Source organism: Mesorhizobium sp. M1409 (assembly GCF_040317535.1).
Classification (GTDB): domain Bacteria; phylum Pseudomonadota; class Alphaproteobacteria; order Rhizobiales; family Rhizobiaceae; genus Mesorhizobium.
Window position 1 is genome coordinate 1 of the sequence record NZ_JAMYKV010000082.1, and the last position, 19,052, is coordinate 19,052.

Annotated in this window: 11 protein-coding genes and 1 pseudogene; 6 read left to right on the forward strand and 6 right to left on the reverse strand. The window is 62.3% G+C overall.

The genetic code is table 11. The features are described 5' to 3' along the window. The 6 genes from NKG99_RS33530 to NKG99_RS33555 all read left to right on the forward strand — a co-directional run. Nucleotides 1-2,497, forward strand: a 2,497-nt coding sequence (locus tag NKG99_RS33530) for a DUF5801 repeats-in-toxin domain-containing protein (protein WP_352873660.1), incomplete at its 5' end; no start/stop codon positions are given. A 60-nt stretch (nt 2,498-2,557) separates the two neighbouring features. After that, nucleotides 2,558-2,929, forward strand: a complete 372-nt coding sequence (locus tag NKG99_RS33535; protein ID WP_352873661.1) for a hypothetical protein — start codon at nt 2,558-2,560, stop codon at nt 2,927-2,929. Nucleotides 2,930-2,961: 32 nt separating this feature from the next. Next, complete coding sequence (locus NKG99_RS33540) at nt 2,962-3,714, forward strand: lytic transglycosylase domain-containing protein (protein ID WP_352873671.1); 753 nt, start codon at nt 2,962-2,964, stop codon at nt 3,712-3,714. An 87-nt stretch (nt 3,715-3,801) separates the two neighbouring features. Continuing rightward, on the forward strand, nt 3,802-5,001 hold the full coding sequence (locus NKG99_RS33545) for an ABC transporter substrate-binding protein (RefSeq protein WP_352873662.1): 1,200 nt from the start codon (nt 3,802-3,804) through the stop codon (nt 4,999-5,001). A 33-nt stretch (nt 5,002-5,034) separates the two neighbouring features. Next, nucleotides 5,035-5,739, forward strand: coding sequence for a thermonuclease family protein (locus NKG99_RS33550; protein ID WP_352873663.1), 705 nt, complete (start codon nt 5,035-5,037; stop codon nt 5,737-5,739). A gap of 293 nt (nt 5,740-6,032) precedes the next feature. Next, nucleotides 6,033-6,785, forward strand: a complete 753-nt coding sequence (locus NKG99_RS33555) for a GGDEF domain-containing protein (protein ID WP_352873665.1) — start codon at nt 6,033-6,035, stop codon at nt 6,783-6,785. A gap of 175 nt (nt 6,786-6,960) precedes the next feature. Here NKG99_RS33555 and NKG99_RS33560 read toward each other — a convergent pair whose 3' ends face one another. The 6 genes and pseudogenes from NKG99_RS33560 to NKG99_RS33585 form a co-directional block, all read right to left on the reverse strand. Continuing rightward, nucleotides 6,961-8,487 carry an HlyD family type I secretion periplasmic adaptor subunit gene (locus NKG99_RS33560; protein ID WP_352873666.1) on the reverse strand — a complete coding sequence of 509 codons (1,527 nt, stop codon included), beginning with the start codon at nt 8,485-8,487 and terminating at the stop codon, nt 6,961-6,963. A gap of 4 nt (nt 8,488-8,491) precedes the next feature. Further along, complete coding sequence (locus NKG99_RS33565) at nt 8,492-10,243, reverse strand: type I secretion system permease/ATPase (RefSeq protein WP_352873667.1); 1,752 nt, start codon at nt 10,241-10,243, stop codon at nt 8,492-8,494. 71 nt (nt 10,244-10,314) lie between these two features. Continuing rightward, entirely contained in the window at nt 10,315-13,944 is a 3,630-nt protein-coding gene (locus NKG99_RS33570) for a DUF5801 repeats-in-toxin domain-containing protein (protein ID WP_352873669.1), read from the reverse strand. A 362-nt stretch (nt 13,945-14,306) separates the two neighbouring features. Continuing rightward, nucleotides 14,307-15,656 carry an HlyD family type I secretion periplasmic adaptor subunit gene (locus tag NKG99_RS33575; protein WP_352873670.1) on the reverse strand — a complete coding sequence of 450 codons (1,350 nt, stop codon included), beginning with the start codon at nt 15,654-15,656 and terminating at the stop codon, nt 14,307-14,309. Next, the gene (locus NKG99_RS33580; protein WP_352873673.1) at nt 15,653-17,434 is read right to left on the reverse strand and encodes a type I secretion system permease/ATPase; all 1,782 of its coding nucleotides are present in this window, start codon (nt 17,432-17,434) and stop codon (nt 15,653-15,655) included. Before NKG99_RS33580 ends, NKG99_RS33575 begins: the two co-directional genes overlap by 4 nt. Before the next feature lie 130 nt (nt 17,435-17,564). Next, a pseudogene (locus NKG99_RS33585) lies at nt 17,565-19,052 on the reverse strand (DUF5801 repeats-in-toxin domain-containing protein); the annotation flags it as partial.

Below are 19,052 nucleotides of genomic sequence, written 5' to 3' on the forward strand. Positions count from 1 at the left end.
GATCAATGCGACAAGCGGCGCGGTCACGGTCGAGCAGTATCTGTCGCTGGATCATCCGACGGAAGCGACGGCCGGCAACGGCTTTGTCAGCTATGACGAGACGCTGGCGCTGGCCAGCGGCAGCCTCGGCGTGACGGTCACGGTCAAGGACGGCGACAATGACACGGCAAAGAGCAACACCGCCGATGTGTCGAGCCAGATCACCTTCGACGACGACGGGCCCTCGGTGACGGTGGCCGCGGCTTCGACGGTGAAGGTCGCGCTCGACGAGACAGCGACCTCGAGCGGCGTTGCCACGATCAACACGGGCGCCATCGTGAAGGGCGACGATCCCGATGTGGCGGGCTCGGGCTATATCTCGACAGCGACCAGCGCAGGAGCGCTGGTGACGATAAGCGCGCTGTTTGGCGCGGATGGTCCCGCGGCCTCGGCGAGCACGGCCTATGCATTGACGGTGACGAATGCCAACTCTGGCCTGACGCTGACGGATGGCTCGGCGATCAGTCTCCAGCTGGTCGGCAACACGGTTGTCGGCATTGTGTCCGGCGGCGCGTTCAATGGCCAGGCGGCGTTTGCGATCTCGATCAATGCGACAAGCGGCGCGGTCACGGTCGAGCAGTATCTGTCGCTGGATCATCCGACGGAAGCGACGGCCGGCAACGGCTTTAACAGTTACGACGAGACGCTGGCGCTGGCCAGCGGCAGCCTCGGCGTGACGGTCACGATCAAGGACGGCGACAATGACACGGCAAAGAGCAACACCGCCGATGTGTCGAGCCAGATCACCTTCGACGACGACGGGCCGACAGTTCTCGACAAGACAGATCTCTATTTCGCCAATAGCGGGACCATCAGCGGAACCGGTGTGTTCGACTACTCCATCGGTGCTGACGGACGTACGACTTACAGCAGCGTCAATTCTGACTTTGCCGCCATCACTTTGGCCGGCACTGTGGCCGCAAACGCGATCACGTCGCCGACCGTAACCTGGGCTTCTGAGACGTCAACAGCGGCCGTATTCAACCTCAGCTTCAGCTATCTCACGGGTGGGGTGTCCACCCAGGAAACAGGCACCATCACTTTCGACAAGGTGGCGGGAACCTACACCGTGGATCTGGCCGCCCCGATTTCCGCAGTGACGATCAGCACTGTGAGCAATTCTTCTTCTATAGTCGGCTATCATGAGGGAACCTCGACGCCTGACGCCAGCCAGCCGGATGTGGCGGTAGCCCAGGTCAATGCAAACCTGTTCATCCAATTTACCGGCTATGCGGAACCGGGCTCTGGAACTGATGCCAATAACCTGCAATCGGGCTCGCTTGACGGCAATTCGCTCACCTACGTGAATGGAGAATATCTCACCCAGGATTCGGCATTCGTGTCCATCTCCGGTACGGCAAACGGCGTTGCCGGCGACACCATGGGCCAGGGAGAAGTCATGGACATGGACTTCTTCACCACAAACCCAACTGGGCTCACAAGTTTGACGCCCACTGCCCAGGTGAGTTCGATGTTTCTGAAGTTCGATGGTATCGGAAACGCTGAGGACTTCATCGTTATTCTGAAACTCTACGATACGGTAGCCGACACCTATACGACGAAGGCCATGTACGTAGAGAACGCCGACATCTTCAAAGGCCCGGGCACTGGTCCGGGCATCTACTCCAGCGTAACGCTCGACAACAATGACGGCCTGTTGATCATCGAATCGAATGACTACAATACTGCCGGTGAGCACTATGTGCTGGTAGGTGCACAGATCACTCCGACCGATGAAGGCATCACCGGCACAGCGATCAATCTGAACGGTGACATCGGTGCCGGCGGAGCGAGCACCGGGTTTCAAAACCTGAACTCCGATACCAATGATAACGGCTTCAAGATTTCCGATATCGGGCTCGTCAGCACCACGACGACGGCCCAAAATGCCGATCTCACCTTCAACGTAACCGTGAAAGACGCGGACGGCGATACCTCAACGGCACAGCAACTGGACGTTCACGTTGTCAACGGTGTTACCTATACTGGCACGGCGGATGCCGAGACCATGCAGGGTACGGCCAATGGCGACACGCTGAACGGCAATGAAGGCAACGATATCCTGCAAGGGTTTGCCGGAGCCGATACTCTGAACGGTGGCGACGGCAATGACCTTCTCATCGGAGGCCTCGGCCAGGACACCATGACTGGAGGAAACGGCGCCGATACGTTCAAGCTCGATGATCTCAACATCAAGGATGTCATCATCGACTACAATGGCGGCGACGGCGACAAGATCGACCTATCGGCGCTGTTCGACACGACTCCTGGCAACATCGGCAACTTCGTGAACTACGATGCGGGAACCGGCGCTCTGAGTGTCGACACGGGCGGTTCGGGAGATCCGGCCAATTTTGTCCCAGTGGCGGAGCTAGTGAATCACCCCGTGGCCAGCACTATCACGCTGCTCTACGACGATGGCGTAACCCAGCATCAGACAACGGCAAACCTGGTTTAACGCCATGGTGCGCGGCCGCGTAATTATGTTATACATCGCTAATATCGAGGGGAGCTCAACATGAAACGTTCTGCAAGACTGCTGGTTTCCGCTGCGACGCTGTTGCTGGCAGTCGGGTCGACGGGTTATGCCGCCGACATCATCGAAGGTCCGACGGGCGACTATTGCCGTACCGTCGGCACGTCCAACCTGGTGCTGAACGACAACATCGTCGATCTCAGGACGCAGGTGGTGAAGCTGATGGACGAGTCGGTGGCCGCCGCCAACAGTTCGGAGTGGATCAACTCGTCCCGGCCCGTCTTTGTCTGGGCGTCGGAGGCCAAGGTCGCTTGCGGCATGGCTTACGGCTACCTGAAGACGAACTACAAGGACGAAGACACACTCAACAAATGCGAGTGTTTTCACGATCGCATGGTCGAGTACATGCACTGACCGGATAGGCGAAGCCACGCCTGTTGGCCATCATGACAGCCGACGGATCATTCCTGAGCGCGATCGCCGGTGCGGTCGCGTTGATCGGCTTTGGCCATGCTGTCACGCCGGCCAGCGCCAACTGGCTGGAGCGACCTTCCGTGGAACAGTCCTCCAATCCGGTGCCACCGGTGCACTGTGAGGCGGCCACGCAGTGGACCCGGCAGACATTCAAGGCGTTTGCCAGCTGCCAGGCATCGATCTATGGCATGGAGCCGCTGCTGGCGCATGCCGTCATGGAGATCGAAAGCGGGTTCGATCCCGGCGTGCAGGGCGCCGATGGCGAAGTCGGCCTGATGCAGGTGATGCCGGCTACGGCCAGAATGCTTGGATTTCGAGGCTCCCTGGACGATCTGAGCGCGCCGGCGACCAACATCGCGCTGGGGGTCAGATATCTTGCGCTGGCCAACAGGCTGGCCGCGGGCGATCTGTGCACCACCGTCATGAAGTATCGCGCCGGGCACAATGAAAGCCGGTTCTCGGCACTTTCGGTGCGCTACTGTCAGCGTGCGCGCGCAATCCTGGCAAGGGAGGGGATCGACGTGACCGGCCCGTTGCCGGTGGCATCCTTCGGCTTTTCCGCATTTTCGCCAGGAGGAGAGGGTGGAGCGCCTGCCCAGGCAAAAGGAGTTTGCGTGCGCCGCGTGTTCGTGCCCGGGCCGCGGTACATGAAATGCGCCTGGTATCGGAGTGCCGGGCAGGCACGACAGATCAAGGCGCTCAGAGCCAGGCTTTTCCACGGATAAAAGAAATGCAGACGGCACGGCAAGTCCGCCGTAACATGTCTTGAAGGCCAGACCGGGAAGCCGGTGGCAAATAGGGGTGGAGTATTCATGGAAGCTGGCCGACCGATCCCCTGTCCACGGACATGGGCAATTGCCCTTGCGCTCGCCATCATGGTGTCGGGCTGCCAATCGAAAGATCGCGTTTCCGAAGCGCTCGATCCGGCGGCGGTTGCCGTACCTGCCGGGCAGAATGGCGCCGCTGTTGCCGGTCCAGTCCAGGCGACCCAGTCGCTGGGCACCGGTCCGACGAAGATCACCATGTTGCTGCCGCTGTCCGCCGCCGGAACGGCAGGGGAAAACGGCAGGAAGATGCTCGATGCCACCAAGCTGGCGATGACGGATATCGGCAATGGATTGCTTACGCTGACGGTAGAGGACACCAGAGGCGACAGCACTCTGGCCAGCAAACTGGCGATAACGGCCATAACGACGGGGTCGAAGGCCGTCATCGGCCCGACCGAACTGCCGGCGGCCCAGCATATTGCCAGACTGTCGGGATCGACGCGGCCACCGGTGCTGGCACTTGCCGATAATTTCGCCGGCGGCGCCGGGGTTTATGCCGTGCTGCTGGGCGAAGCGGACAGCGCCGCCGCGGGCGCCGCGGGACTGGCGGCGAAAGGCAGCAAGAAGTTCGTCCTGCTGGTCGCGGCAGGGCCAAACGCCGGCGCCGTGGAAAAGCGGGTCGCAAACAGCCTCAGCATCTACGGCGCGACGCTGGCGGTCACCGTCCCGTATTCGGCCGGCGACAGTGGCGCGAAAGCGGTCGACGACATGGGCTCGCTGGTGGAAGCCCCCGACGCCGTCATCGTCGCCAGCGGCGATGGCAGTCCGTCAGCCATCCTTGCCGCCCTCAAATCAAAGGGCATTCCGGGGAAGAAAATCTCCGTCGTCGGAACCAACCGTTGGCTGGACCATCCCATGGATCCGCTTTTCGAGGGGGCCTATATCGCCACACTCGATCCGCGCGAAACCGGGCCGATCGCCGACCGCTTCAGGACGACATACAACTACCCGGCCGACGTCAACGTGGCCTACGCCTATGATATGGTTGCCCTGACCGCAGGGATTGCCAGTTCGGTCGGGCCTGAAGGCTTCAGCAAGAAAATTCTCGAAAATCCAAACGGGTTTCGTGGATCGACAGGCCTGTTCCGGTTTCGGGCCGACGGATCCAGCGAACGATCGATGCCGTTCTATCGGATTGAAAAAGGTGCTCTCAAGCTGGTTGCCAAATCGACGTCGGGTTTCTGATCGGCGAGAAGCCTTGAGAACCCGTTCGAGCTGATGGGCAGGTTTGTCCGCAGCCGCCAGGCGATCGGGCTCGGAAGCCTGCTGCTTCTGGCTGGGATCCTGCTGATCGGTAGGGCCGGGGCTTTGCTCCCGATCGATCGGCCTGTCCTGGCCCCTTCGCAGGATGGTGACGACACGCAGCCAATCCGACCCCCCGCGACTGTTATCGACGAACAACGCCGAGAGCCGGCGCGCAAGGTTGCTCAAGACCTCATCGCTCCGCCACGGCTCGATCCCGCGGAGATCGAACGGGTCGAGCCCCGCCCGCCGCTCAGCGAGCTCGGTCTCGCCGTGCCCCCGAAAACGCCGATGCCCAAGGATTGGCGGGAAGTCTTGCTCTACCGCCCGATCGCGACGGAGTCGGTGGTTTTCGAATCCGTGGGCCGGAAGGTGATCATCAGCGGGGCGCAAGGCATCGACCTCGACAGATCCTGCTCGTTTCACGACGTCAACTGGCCATGCGGTCAGCGCGCACGCGCCGCTTTCAATGCCTGGCTGAGGGGACGCGCGCTGAAATGTTTCGTGCCGCCGGACGTCGAGCGCTTTGCCATCGCCGCGCCGTGCAGGCTGGGCAAGCAGGATGTCGGCGCCTGGCTTGTCTCCAATGGCTGGGCCACGGCGCTGCCGAGCGGCATCTACGGAAAGGCGGAGGCCACAGCCAGAAATGCGCAGATGGGCATATTCGGTTCGGCACAATAGCCGGCCATTCAACCCTGATATTTTGTTTGTTAACCGTCACGGGTGCAGCTTTCCCTAAAGCGCGTCGCCTGAATCCATTTAAAGGATTCAGGCGACGCGCTTTAGGTCTTTGTTTTTATGCATGTCGTTTTCCCAAAACCGAGGTCACTTTTGGGCGACATGCATTGGGAGCGAACCATTTCGTCCGCAGCCTTTCATGGGGTCATCGCGCAATCGATTAAATTGCAAGGTTCCTTGAAACTGAAATTGCAACACACCGGCCTTATACAAGCCCATCCACAGGAGATCGGCCAGTGACAAAGACAACGGCGACCACCACCGCCCAGGGATGGAAAGGCGTCGCTTGGCTGACCTTTCTGGGAACCATGGGAATCCTGGCCTTTTCCGTCGGCCTCAACTATCTGCTGCTGTTCTCGGAGGCGCTGACACCATTTGGGCGCAGTATGATCACGGCGATCCTGCTGCCTGTTATCCTCGGCGTTCCGCTTTTTCTGTTCGTCGGATTGAAGCAGATCGAGGTCCGCCGCTATCGCCGGGAACTCGACAAGTCGGCAACCTTCGACACCACGACAGGCTGCCTGAACGGAGCGGTGTTCACGTCGATGGTCGAACGAAGAACAGCAAGGCCATCGGCGCCGGGTCCCAAATCGGGCGCCTTCCTGGTCATCCATTCGGAAGATTTGCGGTCCATCAACCTGCGCTTTGGCCTTGAATGGGGCGACGAGGCCTTGCGGCTGGTCGCCTCGACCATACGATCGTCGGTGCGCGCGGAGGATCTGGTTGGACGTATAGGGGCTTCGATGTTCGGGGTCTTCCTCTCGGGCGCCACCGAAGCGGAAGCCAGCGAAATCGGCGAGCGTATCCGGTCGCGTATCGCGCAAGTCTATTTCGCACCAAAAGGGACCGAGGATGCGCTGAGCGTCAAAGTCGGCGGCGTGATATTCGAAAACGAGGTGGAGTTCGAGGACATGTTCCGGTCCGCCGAGCAACGCATGGCCGGCGTCCGGGATGGAGCCGCGCTTGAATTGACGCATCTCCACAGCTGACAATCGTCGGGCGTCGGCGCGAGGGTTATTCAAAGCCCGGGGAAATGCCAGATGCAGCGGCCGTAGGGGCTAAAGCGTGCCGCGTCTGAACGGATTCAGGCGACCCGCCTAGTTAGGTCATTGTTTCTATACATGTCGTTCTCCCAAAACCGAGGTCACTTTTGGGCGACCTGCATCAATGCTCCCTGAACCCGCGATTGAGCGAGTCGCGAACCGGCGCCAGCATGTAGTCGAGCAGCGTGTGCTCGCCGGTCAGGATCATGACTTCCGCCGGCATGCCGGGCGACAGATGGACGTCGTGCAGCTTTTCCAGGTCGGCGGTATCGACTTTGACCTTGGCGAGAAAATAAGGCTCTCCGGTCCTCTCGTCCGTTAGCCGGTCCGCCGACACCGAGGTTAGCAAGCCATGGATCTGCGGCAGGTGCCTGGTCGGATAGGCCGACAGCACCACGCGGGCCGGCATGTCGGGATGCACCATGTCGATATCGGCCGGCTTGATCCTGGAATCGATGACAAGATTGGGCTCGTTAGGAACGATATCGAGAAGCGCCTGGCCGCTTGAAATCACACCGGATTCGGTCGTCACGCGCAGGTTCATCACCGTTCCCGCGATCGGCGCGGCAATGTCGGTCCTGGTCAGCACATCCTGGCGTGAGGGCAGCTGGCTGCGCAGTTCGGCCAGGTCGCCGCGCACCTTGGCAAGGTCCTCATTGGCGCTCTCGCTGTCCTGCTGGCGTAGATTGAGCAGCTGCAGATTGGTCTCGCCGATCTGCTGCTCGTTGCGCGCGACCTGCGACCGGTTCGACGCCTGGTTGGCCCGGATGTCGGCCTGGGCTCGCTGCAGAGCCAGGATTCGCGGCAGGCGCTCCAGTCCCTTCTTGTAGAGCACCGTCGCGGAACCGATCTCCTGGTCGATCAGGCCGAGCTGCTCGCCTTGCGCCGCGATCACTTCCCTCGATCCCGTGATCTGTTCTTCTATCTGCGCTATGCGCTTGTTGAGGATCTGCTCGCGACCTTCGCGGGTCGCGAGGCGGCTGTTGAGCAGCGCCTGCTCCTCGACAACCACCTTTCGGGCGATCTCGCTGTCGATCGACGTCAGCTCTTTGGGAAAGATGATCTGGTCTTGCTTGGCAAGTTCCGCAAGCAGGCGCGCCTCGGCTGCCAGGAGACGGATGTAGCGCCCCTGCAGCTCGTCGTAGCGGCCCTGTGCGTCGGTCGTCTTCATGCTGATCAGGATCTGGCCGGCACTGACCTTGTCGCCCTCCCGCACATGGATAGCCCCGATGATGCCGCCCTCCAGATGCTGGACCGTCTTGCGGTAGCCTTCCGGGCTGACGACGCCGTTGGCGACGACGGCGCTTGCCAGGAGCGCCACGCTTGACCAGACCGCGATGCCGCCGACAAAACCGATCGCCGAGACGTAGCCCAGCATGCGCGCCGGCCGCGTACGCTGCTTCAGATCGCACTTGCTGGCGCGAAATGCATGCGATCGCCGCCGGAAGAAGTTGGCAAGGATAGGCAGAAGCAGCGCGGCTGCCGCTGCCGCCACCGCGATACGTGCAGGCAGGCCCAGCCCGTCGAACCAGCTCGAGGCCGCGCCCGTCAGATCTCCGAGAGCGATGGTCAGCTTGTCCACCATGTCGCGCAGGCTGACCATCAGCAGGTCCAGCATCGTCGACAGATCGCCAAATCGATCGTCCATGGGTTCACTCCACTGCCTTCAGCTGTGCCGGCACATTGGCGGCGATCTTGTCCCGCACGGATGCCGGCACGGCGATGCGCTTGGCCTGACCGGCCAGAGCGCCGAGCACCTCGTCGCGCGTGCCGAACATCGAGATGCAGCCGTCCTGGAGCAAGACGACACGATCGGCGGTGCGCAAAAGGTTGGTCTGGTGGCTGATGAGGATAACGGTGCGGCCTTGTTCCTTCAGATGTCGAAGCACGTTGAACAATGCCATCTCGCCGTCGCCGTCGAGGCCGGTGTTCGGCTCGTCGAGCACCACCAGCGCCGGATCGCCGAACAGCGCCCGGGCCAGCGCGATGCGCTGACGTTGGCCGCGCGATATCCGAGCTCCACGTGACCCGACCTCGGTCTGGTAACCGTTCGGCAGCCGCAGGATCATCTCGTGGATGCCGGCAAGCTGCGCCGCGGCGACGACCGCGCCGCTGTCGACGTCGCGCAGGCGTGCAATGTTCTCGGCGATCGTGCCGGGGAACAGCTCGACCTGCTGCGGCAGATAGCCGATATGCATGCCCATCTGGTCGGATGGCCAGCTCGATACCTCCGCACCGTCCAGTCTGACATGGCCGAGCGACGGACGCAGCGTTCCGACAATGAGGCGGCAAAGCGTGGTCTTGCCGGAACCCGACGAGCCGATCACGCCGCAGGTCTCGCCCGCCTCGACACTGAAGGCCACCCGGTTCAAGAGGGCCTGCGGCGCTCCCGGCGCATAGTAGTTCAGGTTCTCGAGCCTCAGCCGCCCTTGCGGGCGCGGCAGCTTCACGCAGGCGTTTTGCATCGACCCGGTGTCGGCGAAAAGCCGCATCAGGTTGCGGCGTGCCGTGCGGGCGGTAACCAGGCCGCGCCAGGCGCCGATCGAGCGTTCTATCGGCGCCAGCGCCCGGCTCAGCAGGATCGAGGCGGCAATCATCGATCCCGCGGTCAGTTCGCCATGCAGGACAAAATAGGCGCCAAGCCCCAACACCGCCACCTGAAGCGCCAGCCGGAGCGAGCGCGACAGGCTGCCGATGGTCGTTGTGCGCCCGAGCAGTTGCGCCTGGATTTCCATCAACGACTGCTGCCTTTCCCCCCAGCGCCGCAGCGCCGGCTCGGACATGCCGAGTGAGCGCAGCGTCTCGGCGCCATCGATGTATTGACCGGCCGCGGCCTGGTTTCGACGCAGCCCCGCCGCCGCTTCCTGGCCCCTGTGACGGGTGAGGAAATCATTGGCGAGCGCGCCGCAGAACAAAAGGATCGCTCCGGCAATTCCGACCAGGCCCAATGCCGGGTGCAGAAGCCACATGAACATCAGGAAGACGGGCGTCCACGGCGCATCGAGAAAGGTCAGCATGCCGTCACCGCCAACGAAACCGCGCAGATCCGACACATCCTTCAGGCCGGCCTCGACGCCGTTGCCGCCCACGAGGCGAGCCTCCATGGCGCGCTCGATCACAGGAACACTCAGCTGGTCGTCGAGCCATTGGCTGATATGCCCGAGGATCATCCGGCGGGCCTGTTCCAGCAGGCCATAGACGGCGATCGCGCCGATCACCGCCACGGTCAGCCACATCAGCGTGTCGATCGAGCCGCTCGACAGCACCCGGTCGTAGATCTGCAGCATGTAGACGGTGCTGGCCAGCAGCAGAATATTGGCCAGCAGGCTGAAGAGGAGCAGGGCGGGTGCCTGGCGCCGTGCCAGATGCATCACGTCCTGGAACTGCGGTCTTGGCTGCGTCACGGTAGCCCCCGGGGTTCAATGCTTTGTAGTGTCCGGCCGAGCGTCGAGTCTGGCGTCCGGCCGGTGTCGTGTCAGGCAATGCCGTCGTCGAAGACACCGGTGCCGTCGACGCCGACCGAGAAGTTGGCGAACGCATCGGCGGTACCGCCGTCGACGTCGCTGTCGTAGTCGGTGATCTGGACAGCGAAGTCGAACGATTGGTCCGGCGTGTCCTGCCCTTGCAGCAGGTTGAAGCCGCCAATGTCGAACTTGCCGGCGACAGCCTCGATGTCGGCCACGTCGTGCCCGGTTTCGGTGTCGAACTCGACCGTGTATTTGGCGCCGAGGCCGGACACCCGCGCGCTGTAGATGCCGGTGGAGACCAAGTTGAAGGTGACGCTGTCCGTCAGATTAATGTCGAACGTCTTCTCATAGACACCGTCCAGATTGCTGTCCGTCCAGCTTTCGACCAGGTCCCCGTTGGCATCGAGCACCCTGACCCCGGTGATGTTGACCGCGGTGGCGTCGGCTATGGGATCCAGGGCAAAGGCGCGGGCCTCTGCATCGGTGTCGACCTGGCCAAGGATGGCGTTGTCGATGTCGTAGGCGAAGATGTCCATCGTCGCCAACGTATTGCCCTGCACCTGCGAGATCTCCACGGAAGCAGAGGTCACCTCGGTCGTGCCCTGGAAGCCGATGGTGTCGGCATCGTCGGCCGTTTTCTGCGTCAGCCCGCCAGTGACCCCGGCGACCGAATCGTCGTCGGGATTGTCGAGATAGACGAAGAATGCGCCGTCGTGCGGATCGAACATCTGGTTGCCGATGCCGATCGTCACCGGTCCGCCGCCCTTGGAGGTGTTGATGGTGTCGCTGGCATTGGCGCCGCTGGTGACATAGGTTCCATCGGCCTTGAGCTGCACGTCGGAACCGATCACCAGTAGAGCGGTGCCGTCGAGATCCGCCTTGTCGGCGGCGATGACGCCGAACAGGTTCTGGCCCGATGGCAGGTCGCTGAAGTCAAACGAGGTGAAGGCCGGCGGCGGATTCTCGTGGACGGTGAAGGTATACTCGCCGCTGCCGTCCTGATCGAGCACGATGTCGTAGACCAGCGTGCCGAGCGTGGCGTCCGAGTAATAGTCGATCGTCGTCTTGTCAGGCGACAGCACCGCCGTGAGGGTCGGGAAGACGTTGGTCGGCGTCGTATAGTCGGTGAAGGTGTAGGTCTTGGTGCCGTCGCCCGACAGGTTGTCGGCGGTGTTCTCGTCGGCGCCGATGATGCCGTTCAGCGAGTTGCTGACGAAATCGCCGGCCGCGAAGTCGACAACGCCGCTCAATATCTGCGCGCTGATCACCGGCACGTCGTTTTCGACATTGATGACGAAGGCATTGATGTCAGGCGTCACCGTGTCGCCGTCGGCATCCGTCGCCACCAGCATCGACGACAGGTCGAGCGCCAGGGTACCGGCATCGCCGCTGGCGGCTGCGTGGTCGATCTGGTCCTGAAGGTCAAAGGTGTAGCCGCCGGTTGCGGCCAGCGCCAGCGTGAACACGATGCGATCGCCAGTCCCGTCATTGGCGGTGGCGGTCAGCAGATCGCCCGTCCCGTTGACGCTGTAGGTGATCGTGTCGCCCTTCGAGGTCAGGTTCTGGCTCACCAGGCCGGACGTGTCCGTCGACAGGCTGAAGGTCGCCGGCGCGTCGGTTCCGGACGACACAAGGGTCGCCACCGTTCCGCTGGTTTCGTCCTGATTGAGTAGTAGAACGTTATCGTCGTTGCCGTCTGAGGAATCGCCGTCTGCCCTCGCCAGGTCGTCCTCCGCCACCGTCGCCGATACCGGCTCTCCGGTCGCAGTCGGGCCGTCGTCCCTGATCTGCACCTTGTCGCCGATGGCGATGCTGGTGCTGTCGGGGTCGCCGTCGCCGTCAACGGTGTCGACCACCGCCAGCAGCGCGCCGTCGTTCATCGTCAGCACATCGTCGGGGTCGCTGGCGTCCGGATGAGCGATCGCGACATATTGCGCGACGCTGAGGATGCCGGTTGTCGCGTCGAGCGAGATGGCGATGGCCACCGCGTCGGTGTTGTCGACGCTGCCATCGTCGAGGGTATCGACCCGGCCGACGACGAGGTCGCCCTCGAGATTGAGCAGGATTTTGTGCCCGTCCAGCGTTCCGAAGCCGGAATCGGCATTCGGGCCGCTGACGTTGAGCGACAGCGTTTCGCTGCCGGGTCCGTCAGTGCCGAAGTCCGAATTGGCTGTGACCACCGCCGAGGCACTGGCTGCCCAGCCGAGCACAGTCCCGAGCGCGGTAAAGTCGGCAGGCGGGACGCCGGACTGGTCGTCTGAACTCGGGTCGACGCCCGCCGTCTCGTCATGCAGCACCGTGACTGTTGTGTCGGTCAATGCCGCCGTCGGGCCGTCGTCCTCGAAGCGAATCTTGTCGCCGATGTCGACATGCTCGACCACGCCTTGCGTCAATCCGAACTGGCCGATGTCGAATTTGCCCTCGACGTCCTCGACGAGGACCTGGTTGTGATCGGTCGCGGTCGTCCATTCGACCTTGTCGCCGGCGCCGAGGCCCGCGATCTCGACCTTGTCGTGGACGCCGGCCAGGTTCGAAACCGTGATGCCGTCCTGAGTGCCGTCGGCGCTGAAGGTGTAAACGGTCCCGTCGGCGGTCACCGTGATGGACGTGATGTCGATCACGTCGCCGGTTCCGAGCGCGGTGTCGAAATCGGCGCCGTCGGCGTTGGGAGCCAGAAAGGCTTCGATCGTCAGCGTTGCGTCCGTATTGCCCTGGATTTGCGAAATGACAAGGAAGCCACCGGTAACATCGAGTGTGCCGCCGAACTGCACGTTGTCGAGGTCGTCCGCTTCATTCTGATCGAGGCCGCCGACAACGCCCGACAGATAGTTGGGGTCCGGATCGGTGACATAGGTGAAGTAGGCGCCTTCACCTGCATCGAACATCTGGTTGTTGATGCCGATCGTGACGGTGCCGCCGCCTTGCGACGTGTTGATCGTGTCGCTGGAATTGGTGAAGGTGTTGTCGGCCTTCAGGTCGATATCGCGACCGATGACCACGATGGCGGCGTCGGCGTCGCCGACCGTGCCGAACAGGTTTTGCCCCGAGGGCAGAGTGTCGAAGTTGAACACCTTTGGCGAAGTTATCGCGACATCGATAAGGCCGCTGAGATTGACGGGATCGTCGGGATTTGTCGTATCGGGGTTGTCGATGGCTTCGAACTGCACCATGGAGATGGTGACGTCCGATCCACTGGTCGTGATGTAGGCGGCAAAGACCACGTCTCCCGACGCGTCGACGCCAAACACCAGGTTATCGCCAAGCCCGCTGGCGCTGTCGATGCAGAGATAGATAGCCTCGCCGTCGAGCGTCGTGAAACTGGTCGCGACCGTGGTGGGTGGGGGACCGCCGCTGACTACGTCGTAGACGGGCAGTGCACTGCCGTCATCCTGGACGAATCCTTCCAGGGTGGAGCCGCCGCTCAGCGTGGCCACGGTATTGGTCGCCGCACCGTTCGTGGTGGAGAAACTGCTGCTCAGCCCGAGGTCGGTGAAGAGACGGGTGGAGAATGTGGCATCCAGTGACGTCACAAGGATATCGTTGTCGTTGTTGTCCTCGATGCCGGGGATTGCAACGTTGGTGTTCTGCAGTCCGGAAGATTCGTCCAGCGTGACGGAATCGGTGATGGTAATTGCCATGATCGTTGTCCCCTTGGGGTTAGATTCTAACGATCCACACATCCGATAGCCCCGGGGTGCACCTGCCAGTGTGCACTCCGGTCGCGTCCTGGATGAGCGGCCCTCATACGCCATTATGTCGCCAGTGAAGAGGACGCGTCCATTCTCAGTTCGATAGTATTGGGGTCAATGCCCATACCTGATCGAACGATGTACATCGTTCGATAGATCAAGCCGCGACAGGCGCTTGCGGGGTAACCGCGCTGGTTGTGATATGCTTCCGGCGCGGTCTTGGCTGCGTCGCGGAAAGCCCCCGTGCGATGTTTTCGGTTGTGCCCGGCCGGGGCGTCCAGACTGGCGCCCGGCCGTTGGGCGGCCTACGATTATTTTTCCCGCATGGCCCGGCGGAAGTTCTGCGTGATCGGCTCGGCGAGGTAGGAAAGCACGGTGCGGGCACCTGTCCGGATCATCGTCTCGCTCGACATGCCAGGCAGCAGCTTGCGGCCCTCCAGCTTGGCGAGTTCGCTCTTGTCGATCAAAACGGTCGCGGCGAAATACGGTGCCCCGCTGCGCTCCTCCACCATGCGGTCGGCCGACACGATCTCCACGACGCCCTCGAGCGGCGGCAGGTTGTAGCGGGCAAAGGCCGGGAAGCTGACGCGCGCGGGCTGCCCGGGGGCGATCGTCTCGACGTCCTCTGGTTTGACCATGGCCTCGACCACGAGTTGCTGTCCGAGCGGCACGACCGTCATCAATGTCTCGCCGGGTTTCACGACACCGCCCGCCGTATGGACCTTCAGATCCATGACGATGCCGTCAACCGGTGCGACGACATTGGTACGGTTAAGCACGTCCCTGGCGGAGCGCTCCTGCTGTCCGAGATCGAACAACTCCGCCTCGACCTTGCTCAACTCATCGACGGCCTCGTTCAGCCGCACCGTGTCGAGGTTCAAGACTTGCATGTCGATCTCGGCCATGGCGCTTCTGGCACGAGCGATTGCCGCGACGTTGGTGGCGCGCTCCCCCTCCATTGCCCGCTGTTGTCGTCTGAGCAACAGGTTCCGTTCGCGGGTGGTCAGCCCCTTCTTGAGTAGGCTCTCAAGGTCCTTGCTTTCACCCTCGATCGCCTCGATCTGCTTGTCTTCGGTGACGATGAGCTCCTCCAGTCCCTTTACCTCATCCTCGGTCTGGTGACGGCGCTGGCTGAGAATTTCCCGCTCGTCCGTCAGATTGTGGTGCTTTGCCGCGAACACGTCACGCTGTGCGGCCACCGAGTCCTTCACGGCCTTGGCGGGGTTTGCGAGCAACGCCGGGTCAAACCCGATCTCGGCCTTGCCGTCGCGCTCGGCCCTGAGACGCGCGGCCAGCGCTTCACGCGTCGCTATCCGGTTCTGGACCAGGTCAAGCTGCGCCTTCGCCTGTGTGTCATCGAGGCGGATGAGGACCTTGCCCGCCTTGACGATATCACCATTGGCGGCGTTCAACTCCGCGATGATGCCGCCCTCGAGATGCTGGATGAGCTTGCGGTCGCCGGCGACCTTGACAACGCCCGGTGCGACCGCGGCGCTGTCCAGGGGTGCCAGGGCCGCCCAGCCCCCGGCCACGCCGAAGAACAGGAACATGATCGCGAATCCGGTGAACGTCACGCCGGCCAGACGCAGGGGTACCGGTTCCAAAAGGGAGGGCGGCGCGACGGGTAATGGCACAACGTTCAATGCTGGGGAGCGGGTCATGCTTCCTTGACCTCTTTGCTGTCGTTGACTTCCTTGACCACTTCGAGGGTAGGCAGTTGGGTTACCTTTGGCATCTGGGTCACCTTGCGGGCGCGGCTGGCGAGTTCGCTGAACACGGCGTCGCGAGGCCCGAAAAGGTCCTGTGCGCCGTGGCTAAGGACCAGCACCTTGTCAACCTTTTCCAGAATGCTTGGCCGGTGCGAAATCAAGATCAGGGTCGTACCTGCCGCCTTGAGCCCGCCGATGACTGTAGCCAGTGCTTGCTCTCCCTCATGGTCGAGATTGGAGTTAGGCTCGTCGAGGACAAGGAACGCCGGGTCGCCGTAGAGGGCTCGCGCCAGCCCGATGCGCTGGCGTTGCCCGCCGGACAGTGCTGCACCACCTTCACCGATCTCGGTGGCGTAGCCCTTCGGCAACCCCTTGATGAGTTCGTGGACGCCGGCCAACTGCGCGGCCTTGACCACATTGTTGAAGACCGCAGGGTTGAGCGACGCAAACCGGGCGATGTTCTCGGAGACGGTGCCGGCGAAGAGCTCGATGTCCTGTGGCAAATAGCCGACGTGTCGACCCCTGTCCTCGGCCGCCCATTCGACAATGCTCATGCCGTCAAGCAAGGCACGCCCTCCGGTCGGACGCCAGGCGCCGGCAAGGATTCGCGCCAGGCTTGTCTTGCCGGCGCCGCTCGGGCCGATCAACGCCATCGCTTCGCCAGGCTTGAGCTGGAAGCTGACGCCCTTCAGGATCGGTTCGCCGCCCTGACGGGCAAGCACAAGGTTGTCGGCCTCGAACCTGCCTTTGGGTCGTGGCAGTGGCAGAACCGGCGTGGCCTCCTGACGCTGTCCGGCGACCGCGGTGAGACGCCGGTAAGCGGCACGCGCTCCGACCGTCGCCTTCCACGTGGCGATCGCTTGCTCGACAGGGGCCAACGCACGGCCCATCAGGATCGAGGCGGAGATCATGATGCCGGGTGAAGCCTCGTTTTTCAGCACCAGGTAAGCGCCGAGGCCGAGGATGGCCATCTGCAGGGCCAGGCGGTGGCAACGAGCGATGGCCGCAATGACGCCGCCCCGGTTGGCGGCAAGAACCTGTCCTTTGTTTGCCTCGTCCTGATGCGCCTTCCAGCCCTCCAGCAGGGGCTTCAGCATGCCCATAGCCTGGACGACCTCGGCGTTGCGGATCGCTGCCTCTGCCTGTGTGTATGCCCGCGATTGAGCGCTTGTGGCCTCGGTCAACGGCTTGCGTGTGATGTATTCGTTCAGCAAAGCGAGTGCGAACAGCACGAGCCCGCCGCAAAGAGCCAGCCAGCCCAGCCAAGGATGCATGAGGAAGATAGCGGCGAAGAAGATCGGTGCCCAGGGCGCGTCGAGGATCGGGAAGATGCTCGGGCTGGTCAAGAAATTCCGCACCTGGTCGAGGTCGCGCAGTGGTCGCGCGTTGATCTGGCCTGGGGCAGAAGCGGCGTATTCCACCGATGCGGTCAGGAGAACTGGGCCCAACCTTGCGTTCATCCATGACCCGACCTTGGCCAACAGACGCCCGCGTACCACTTCCAGCCCCGCGAGTGTCCCGAGCGCCGCCAGCGCCATCAGCGACAGCATCACCAGCGTCTCCAGGCTATGGCTGCCGAGTACGCGGTGGTAGACCTGCAGCATATAAAACGCCCCGGTCAGCATCAGCACGTTGATGCCGCCGCTGAACCAGATTAGCGGCCGGATGGCGCGTCTGGCCTCTTTCATCACCACCTGCAGGGCAGGTGGCTGTGGATTTGCCGTTTTCATCGTTTTCATTATCTCTGGACTGTGTGCGGGTCATAGCGGGATGGTAATTGGCGACAAAGACCGGCCCACAGCAGGTGGGGGCCGGTCTGCCGGTTGGGGGGCAGTGTTAACCGCCCCCCAAGTGCGTTGCTCAGATGACGTCCACTAAAATGTGTTGGATGGTGGTCGTGTCACCGTCGGCGTCCTGCAACTGGACGCCGAAGTCGAGGTGCGCCTGTGGTGTCGTGGTCTGCGTCGAGGTGAAGCCGAGGTCCACGATCTTCAGCACGTCGTTGTCCGTTGCGTCCCAGTTTTGTAGAGCGAAGGTCGTGCTACCACCATCAGAGCCCGTCGCCCGCTGCAGGTCGATCGCCGTGGTGTTGCCGGTGATCCCGTTGCCGGATTGCATGATCTGGGCACCTTGAATCACCCAGTTCTCGTTGGCACCGTTGTAGTCGTTCCTCTCGATGATCACGAGCCCGTCGTTGTTGTCGAGCGGGAAGTCGGCGGCGTAGGCGTCAGGCACCTGCCCTGTCTTGAAGATGTCGGCGTTCGAGATGTAGATCGCCTTCGTGGTGTGTCCGACACCGTCGGCGCCGACGAGGTCGAGGATGACCATCAGGTCCTCGCTGTTGCCGATACCGTCGAACTTGATGGCCATGTCGTTGGCCGTCTGGTTCGGGGTGATGATCTCGCTGGCGATAGTGGGGCTGTGGTCGAAGAACCGCAGCGTCAGCAACTCGCCTTTCTGGATGGTGTCACCAGCAACCCCGTTCGTGCTCTGGGTGGCTGATACCCAATCCTCGTGGTTGTTGGTGACCAAATCGCCGATATTCCATGCGGTGTCGCTGGGGGTCGCGTCGTCGCTGTCCCCGGTCGTGTTAAGACCGAACTTGATGGTGTTGGTTGTCGAGTTCGCCGTGAACTGCACGAAGAAGTCCTCGTCGTTCGGATCCGACGTTTTAGTCGCGTCGAAGAGCTTCTCCACCACGATGTTCGGGTGGCCGACGTTGCTCGTGGGCTCCTTGGATAGGAGTTCACTGGTGTGCAGGATGTCTTTGGTGAAGCCCTCCAGCGCGTCGTTCAAGGTGATGGTGTAGGTGTCGGCATCCTTGTTGAAGACGAGGGTGCCACCCGCCGTGGCCGGCGGATCCACTGCACTGTTCGGGTCGCTGTCGTATGTGATTTGCCAGTTGAACGTTGCCTGGTGGGCGTCTTCTCCCGGCTGGAGCGTCGCGTACGAACTGATGAACGGGGTCTCCGTGTTGGGCACAAGACCGGTGAGGTTACCAAACAGGCTGAGCTGGATGCCGTTCAAAGGGTCGCCATCCTGATCGACAAAGTCGGAACCCCCAGCCCCATAGAATGCGGCCGAGTGAGAATCTGCACCGATGGAGTATCCGAAGTCTCCGACGGCTGAGGAGGGGTTGACGTTGGCCAAAATCTCGTGGGTTCCGATAAGCGGGTCTCCGGTGAGGTTGTTCCGGTCACCGTCGAACGGTTTCGTAATCGTCGGCGTGTCGTCGTCGACATTGATCGTCAGCGAGCCGGGCGCCGTGTCGCCGTCATGGTCGGTGGTCGTGTAGCCGACCGTGAACGCCACGTCGTTCTCGTTGGCGCCCGCCGGATGGTCGATGGC

Excerpts from the sequence above, each read along its gene's own strand:
- NKG99_RS33535 (WP_352873661.1), top strand. The coding sequence starts at position 2,558 with ATGAAACGTTCTGCAAGACTGCTGGTTTCCGCTGCGACGCTGTTGCTG.
- NKG99_RS33540 (WP_352873671.1), top strand. The coding sequence starts at position 2,962 with ATGACAGCCGACGGATCATTCCTGAGCGCGATCGCCGGTGCGGTCGCG.
- NKG99_RS33545 (WP_352873662.1), top strand. The coding sequence starts at position 3,802 with ATGGAAGCTGGCCGACCGATCCCCTGTCCACGGACATGGGCAATTGCC.
- NKG99_RS33550 (WP_352873663.1), top strand. The coding sequence starts at position 5,035 with ATGGGCAGGTTTGTCCGCAGCCGCCAGGCGATCGGGCTCGGAAGCCTG.
- NKG99_RS33560 (WP_352873666.1), bottom strand. The coding sequence starts at position 8,487 with ATGGACGATCGATTTGGCGATCTGTCGACGATGCTGGACCTGCTGATG.
- NKG99_RS33570 (WP_352873669.1), bottom strand. The coding sequence starts at position 13,944 with ATGGCAATTACCATCACCGATTCCGTCACGCTGGACGAATCTTCCGGA.
- NKG99_RS33575 (WP_352873670.1), bottom strand. The coding sequence starts at position 15,656 with ATGACCCGCTCCCCAGCATTGAACGTTGTGCCATTACCCGTCGCGCCG.
- NKG99_RS33580 (WP_352873673.1), bottom strand. The coding sequence starts at position 17,434 with ATGAAAACGGCAAATCCACAGCCACCTGCCCTGCAGGTGGTGATGAAA.